This window comes from Arsenophonus sp. ENCA (assembly GCF_002287155.1).
In the GTDB taxonomy this organism is placed as follows: domain Bacteria; phylum Pseudomonadota; class Gammaproteobacteria; order Enterobacterales; family Enterobacteriaceae; genus Arsenophonus; species Arsenophonus nilaparvatae.
On the sequence record NZ_NHNG01000743.1, the window covers coordinates 1 to 6657 of the forward strand.

Consider the following 6657-nt stretch of genomic DNA (forward strand, 5'->3'; position numbering starts at 1 on the left):
ATGATCTGCAACGCGCTGTTTTTGCTGCTCAATTAGGTGTCGATATTACTAATTTAGCGGTTATTGGTGTAGGAATGGGTTCTGTCATGCTAGGGGCACCGACGGTTGCTGCTTTTTCTGGTGCTTTATCTGTTCTGCTGGCAGGACTAGGAATCGGAGTTATGGCCTTGGCAGAAGCGTTTGGTAAGGTAACTCACAGTGTACAGATAGTCGGTAACTATTTTGCCGATCTTGATTTGGCTTATAAACAGGGTGGTTATCGGCAGATAAAGAAGAATATTGCTAATAGTGATGCAGTGACTATTATGGAGCCAATCCCAGGAGCTGTTATTATCGAGCTGGATTTACGCCAAAATAAGCTGACCTTTGATAGTCAGTATATCTATCGTAATGATCCCACTTATGCGAGCGGATCAGGTCGAGGTGATTTTTTCTTTTTTTGGCCCAATAGGGAATTAAATCAGGATAAAACTCAGGCAGTCAATATTCGACAAGGCTTGGGGTATCAAAATAGTCAGTCTAGCTTTGAGCCAGCTAATCATGTTCTGATCCTGCCGGGAACCCCTATTACCTATTTACATTACAAATAAATTATAACAATAAACAACAGTCGTCAACAGCCACTGATAGTAGATAAATTAAAGTTAATGCATTGTTTTATAATTATTTTATTTTTTATCTCAGTATGAAATAGCTGTTTTTAGTCGCCTATTATAATCCTTGTGTCATGAAATTTATGTACATATTTGTGTGCATGAAATATCATAAAAAGATTAGACGCAAGGAGAAAAAAAGATGGCGGTAAGCGATTCATGGTTAAGAGCGGTAAGTGGCAAACCACAAGCTAAAATGGTGACAAAATCAGACAGAGAGGGTTTATCAGTGCGCGTGACCCCGAAAGGTAAAGTCATTTTTCAATATCGCTATCGTTGGCAGGGGAAAGGTGATCGGATAGATATTGGAACCTATCCGGCAATCAGTTTAAAAGATGCGCGTGATAGTGCGCTTTTTTACCGTGGTGAACTGGAACAACACAGAAACCCTAAAGTAGTCAAACGCACCCGTAAACAAAAAGCAGTTGAAGCTCTCACGGTTGAATCGGTTATCCGAGACTGGTGGGAAAAATCTCTTAAAAATGTACAGGTAAAAGCGGGCGAGATACTACTGTCATTTGAAATTTATGTTTTCCCCAAGATCGGCAATTTGCCTCATGACGAAACTCACTTGCATGTCTGGTTATCGCTAATTGAAGATGTGGTAAAAGCAAAACCAGCAATAGGGGCACGGATTTTACTCTATACCAAAACTGCCCATCGCTGGGGGATACGTAGGGGGATTATTTCTTTAAATCCGCTTATCGATGTGACAGCCCAGGATTTAGGGGTAAAAACACAACAAGGCTAGAGGGTGTTAAGTGAAGATGAACTCAGACTATTATTCGCGTTAATTGATGCGCTAGATTATAACCCCAGAAATGCCCTGATAATCAAATTAGCCTTATTGTTCGGCTGCCGGATAGGCGAATTGTTAAAAGCAAAAATAACTGATTTCGATTTTACTAAAAAATATGGACAGTGCCGCCAGAGAATCATAAAACAGGGCGAAAAAGCAAAAAGCCCATTATCCGACCTATTATTCCAACGGCAGAGGAATTGATTAAAACTGCTAAAAAATTGAATGATAACAGTGATTACTTATTTACCGGCTCAAAGGGTAAACCTTTGTGCATAGGCGGTCATACCTTTTTCATTACCGCTCTCAACAAAAAAATGGCTCACAGATTTGAGAACTGTACTCACTGGTCAATTCACGATTTACGTAAAACCATGCGTACGGGGATTGCGGAGTTAACTCAGCCTCATGTTGCTGAGATCATGTTAGGTCATAAATTACCGGGGGTTTGGCAGGTATACGACAAGCATACCTACCTGGAAGAACAGCGAGAGGCTTATGAGCGCTGGTGGAATAAAGTTAATCAAATCGTTTACCCATCTCCCAATCCATAATATCCTGCCGGGCAAAATTAAGCTCATCAGATCTAAACCGAGGGCGTGGGAAACCTTCCCGCCGTTGGTATCCGTTACCCGCCCACAGTCTGATAGTGTGAGTTGACACTCTGTACCTCTTTGCCAGTTCACTGGTTTTGACAAAAGGGGATTCATTCATAGGATTTTTCTCCTTATTACATTAAGCCTGTTGCTCAATAGTGAAATAAAACTGCTTTCAATAAAAACAAGTTAGATACATCTAAAAAACACAAAAATARGTTATTTTTTAATCTTATATAGGTCATTTTTAATTCAAAAATTGATGATTTTATCATCAATAGCTGGTTTTTTTGTAAGTCACAATTAATTTTGCTATTGAGCAACAGGCTTATTGTAAACGGTCTATTAAGCTATTGTTGGAAAAAAGAAATGCGGTTATAGTCGCGCATTATTATACCGATCCTGAAGTTCAAGCTCTGGCCGAAGAAACTGGTGGGTGTGTAGCAGATTCACTGGAAATGGCGCGTTTTGGCTCACGACATTCTGCATCGACTTTAATTGTCGCTGGCGTTAGATTTATGGGTGAAACGGCTAAGATCTTAAACCCTGAAAAGACAATATTAATGCCTACATTGAAAGCGGAGTGCTCATTAGACTTAGGTTGTCCTGCAAAGCCGTTTGCTGAATTTTGTGATCAACACCCAGAGCGAACGGTGGTTGTTTATGCCAATACTTCTGCGGCGGTTAAGGCTAGAGCTGACCGGGTTGTAACTTCCAGTATTGCAGTTGAATTAATTGACTATTTAGATAGTCAAGGACAAAAAATTATCTGGGCGCCGGATCGTCATTTAGGTAATTATGTACAAAGAAAAACCGGGGCAGATGTTCTTTGCTGGCAAGCTGCCTGTATTGTACATGATGAATTCAAAATTCAAGCCTTGCAGAAAATGAAAATGTTGTATCCTAATGCGGCAATATTAGCGCATCCAGAATCCCCTGCGGCGGTTGTTGATTTAGCGGATGTAGTTGGCTCAACCGGTCAATTGATTCAAGCTGCACAAAACTTGCCTAATCAGCAAATAATTGTGGCAACGGATAAAAGTATTTTTTATAAAATGCAGCAATCATGTCCAGAGAAATCATTTTATATTGCACCAACGGCAGGTGAAGGTGCGCCCTGCCGGACTTGTGCACATTGTCCTTGGATGGCAATGAATAGCTTAAAAACTATAGAACAAGGACTAAAAAAAGAGGGTGAATTACATGAAATATCGATTAATGATGAATTAAGAGAGAGAGCATTTAAACCTTTGGAGCGGATGTTGTCGTTTGCTGCTAGTATTAAGTAGCTGAATTATAAGTGTTAATAGGGTAATAGGGTAATAGGGTAATAGGGTAATAGGAATGGAGTTTTTCAATACTAGTAATACTATGGTACATATTGCTCTTGGCAGCAATGGTTATAATTTATCTTATATTGAAGCTGTGGCAACAATAGCTGGATTTTTATGTATTTGGCTTGCCAGTCAGGAAAAAATTATCAATTATCTTTTTGGTCTGATAAACGTTACATTATTTGCGGTTATCTTTTTTCAAATACAATTGTATGCAAGCCTGTTGTTACAAATTTTCTTTTTCACAGCGAATACCTATGGTTGGTACGCTTGGAGTCGAGTAGATGCTTATCATGAAGCAAGTCTTAAGATCCACTGGATGAGTTTTTCAAAAGTAGTGGTAACACTATTTATTGCCATTATTTTAACGCTGTTATTAAGTTTTAACATTGATAAAGTGTTTATTTTTCTTGCTCACGTTACTTGGGACATTGCTCATTTATTAGGTTTTTATCTTGAACCTGTACAAATAGAGCCCGATGCATTCCCTTTTTGGGATTCAACCATGATGGTATTATCAATTATTGCGATGATATTAATGACACGAAAGTATGCTGAAAGCTGGTTACTGTGGATCATTATCAATGTTATTAGTGTTGTTATTTTCTACTTACAAGGTGTTTTAGCAATGTCATTTGAATATTTGATGCTACTTGGTATTTCAATCAATGGTTTTCGCCTTTGGGCTCGATCAGCTAAAGAAAATGGTTCAATATTTTTAGCAGGTTAATAGTTATTTACATTGGTATAACAGTATCATTTTAAAAATATTAACAATTTTTATATCATATTATATATTGCCATTAAATATTTATAATATAAGTATGAGTACATATTTACATTTTTATCACTAGAGGTTAAATTGAGTTCATCTTTTATTTTTAGAGAATATACTGGCTAAAGAGCTATACATTGAGTAGAAAAGATGACTTATAAGAATGATGACATCAGAATTAAACAGATTAAAGAGTTATTACCTCCAGTTGCCTTATTAGAAAAATTTCCGGCAACAGATAAAGCCGCTTTGACAGTTCAAACAGCTCGTGAATCAATACATCAAATTCTAACTGGTAAGGATGATAGGCTTTTGGTCGTTATTGGCCCATGTTCAATTCATGACCCTAAAGCAGCCATTGAATATGCCCAAAAACTAAAAAAAATTCATGATGAATTGAAGAATGAGTTAGAAATTGTTATGCGTGTTTATTTTGAAAAACCGCGTACTACTGTTGGCTGGAAAGGTTTAATTAATGATCCTTTTATGGATAACAGTTTTGATATTAATCAAGGATTGCGTATTGCACGTAATTTATTGGTAACTATTAATGATTTAGCTTTACCAACTGCCGGTGAATTTCTTGATATGATCACTCCGCAATATGTTGCAGATCTTACTAGTTGGGGAGCAATTGGTGCACGTACTACTGAATCTCAGGTACATCGTGAATTAGCATCTGGTCTTTCTTGCCCGGTAGGTTTTAAAAATGGTACCGACGGAACAATAAAAGTGGCTATTGATGCAATTAATGCTGCTAAAGCTGCTCACTGTTTTTTATCGGTTACCAAATGGGGGCATTCAGCAATTGTAAATACTACCGGTAATGATGATTGCCATATTATTTTGCGCGGCGGAAAGAAGCCTAACTATAGTGAATCAGATATACAAGCCGTTAAAGAGAGTTTGCAAAAATCAGGCTTATCAGCCCAAATTATGATTGATTTTAGTCATGCAAATTGTTGTAAGCAATATAAAAAGCAGCTTGAAGTGGCTGAAAATGTTGCTAATCAAATACGTCAAGGTGAAAAAGCAATCATTGGGGTGATGATTGAAAGTCATCTTTTAGAGGGAAATCAAGATATAACTACAGATAAATCGCTAGCGTATGGTAAAAGTGTGACAGACGCTTGTATTGGTTGGCAAGATAGTGAAAAATTATTATATCTTTTAGCAGACGCGGTTCGGACCCGTCGTGAAAAGAGCAACTAATTAATGCTTAATAAGGCCACAAAGTGGCCTTATACTTATAAAGTTTAACTTGATTATTTTGCTTTACCTTGATTAGCAACCGCGGCTGCTTTAGCGGCTATTTCAGCTTGATCACCAAGATAGTAATGCTTAATCGGTTGCATATTTTCATCAAATTCATAGACCAATGGAACGGCGGTTGGAATATTAAGTTCAAGGATCTCGTCTTCACTCATCTTGTCCAGATGTTTGACTAATGCTCGTAATGAGTTACCGTGAGCAGCAATAATGACTTTTTCACCTTTAGCAACTCTTAGTTTAATCACCTCTTCCCAATAGGGGACAACACGTTCAATTGTGGTAGCAAGACTTTCAGTGACAGGGAGCTCTGAGGGGGTCAAATTTGCATAACGAGGATCATTACCGGGGTAACGAGGGTCATCTTTGGTTAATTCTGGTGGTGTAATTTCAAAACCACGGCGCCATAGTTTAACTTGATCGTCACCATATTTTGCTGCAGTTTCTGCTTTATCTAAACCTTGCAGAGCACCATAATGACGTTCATTGAGCCGCCAATTTTTTTCGACGGTTAGCCACTGTTGATCTATTTGGTCTAGAATATTCCATAAGGTGTGAATAGCGCGTTTTAAAACGGATGTATAAGCATAATCAAAAACAAAACCTTCTTTTTTTAATAGCTGGCCTGCATCTGTTGCTTCTTCGCGGCCCTTATCGGAAAGTTCAACATCAGTCCAACCAGTGAATCGTTTTTCTTTATTCCATTCGCTTTCGCCGTGTCTTACTAGAACCAGCTTAGTTACTGCCATAGTTTAAACTCCTATTAGTACATTCATTAAAATCGATCTGAATTATTATATTATCCGTGCAACTGAATACCTATACAACTGATGGTAGTTTTTAAATTGCTGGGTAAGATCTATAGGGCGCCTCGAAAAACTCAAGATTTTCAATTAACCCTTGGCTTTCATTCTAAATAATTAGATTTTTTTTGATTATCACGCTACTGATTCTATCGCACATTGCCCTGGCTAGGGCCATTTGACCCATTCTGGGCGTCAGAAAGCCACGATGCACGCGCTCTGGAAGTACGCCAACCGCTTTAGGTTGTAACATGCTGCCATCATCGTCATGGCAAAATTAGCGCGCACCTGTCCAATGGTGCGGATCAGTTTTCTACCCATTTGTTCCATCGCCGCAAATGCATGTTCAACCCGTGCCCTAGTCTTTGCAATCCTGTGGTTTCGCCCTTGCTGAGTCTTGGACAACGGTTTGTTTCGATGGCCTTTAC

General features: G+C 38.4%; 5 protein-coding genes and 2 pseudogenes. 5 read left to right on the forward strand and 2 right to left on the reverse strand.

Annotation, left to right across the window (positions count from 1 at the left end):
* From CBG25_RS19325 to aroG, 5 genes and pseudogenes are all read left to right on the forward strand, one after another.
* Positions 1 to 590: TcdA/TcdB pore-forming domain-containing protein (locus tag CBG25_RS19325; RefSeq protein WP_290608687.1), on the forward strand; the 590-nt coding region annotated here is incomplete at its 5' end.
* Between the two features lie 205 nt (positions 591 to 795).
* A pseudogene (locus CBG25_RS19330) lies at positions 796 to 2006 on the forward strand (site-specific integrase).
* A 362-nt stretch (positions 2007 to 2368) separates the two neighbouring features.
* Positions 2369 to 3337, forward strand: a pseudogene (gene nadA / locus CBG25_RS19335) (quinolinate synthase NadA); the annotation flags it as partial.
* A 55-nt stretch (positions 3338 to 3392) separates the two neighbouring features.
* Entirely contained in the window at positions 3393 to 4112 is a 720-nt protein-coding gene (pnuC, locus tag CBG25_RS19340) for a nicotinamide riboside transporter PnuC (RefSeq protein ID WP_290608689.1), read from the forward strand.
* 195 nt (positions 4113 to 4307) lie between these two features.
* Positions 4308 to 5369, forward strand: coding sequence for a 3-deoxy-7-phosphoheptulonate synthase AroG (gene aroG / locus CBG25_RS19345; RefSeq protein ID WP_290608691.1), 1062 nt, complete (start codon positions 4308 to 4310; stop codon positions 5367 to 5369).
* Positions 5370 to 5422: 53 nt separating this feature from the next.
* On the opposite strand, the gene gpmA is transcribed toward aroG, so the two are convergent.
* Both gpmA and CBG25_RS19355 read right to left on the reverse strand, forming a co-directional pair.
* Positions 5423 to 6175, reverse strand: a complete 753-nt coding sequence (gpmA, locus tag CBG25_RS19350) for a 2,3-diphosphoglycerate-dependent phosphoglycerate mutase (RefSeq protein ID WP_290608693.1) — start codon at positions 6173 to 6175, stop codon at positions 5423 to 5425.
* Between the two features lie 249 nt (positions 6176 to 6424).
* The coding region (locus tag CBG25_RS19355; RefSeq protein ID WP_290604297.1) for a transposase at positions 6425 to 6657 on the reverse strand (233 nt) is incomplete at its 5' end.

What these genes read in the sequence shown, in the direction of transcription:
- pnuC (WP_290608689.1), top strand. Translation starts at nt 3,393, where the DNA reads ATGGAGTTTTTCAATACTAGTAATACTATGGTACATATTGCTCTTGGC.
- aroG (WP_290608691.1), top strand. Translation starts at nt 4,308, where the DNA reads ATGACTTATAAGAATGATGACATCAGAATTAAACAGATTAAAGAGTTA.
- gpmA (WP_290608693.1), bottom strand. Translation starts at nt 6,175, where the DNA reads ATGGCAGTAACTAAGCTGGTTCTAGTAAGACACGGCGAAAGCGAATGG.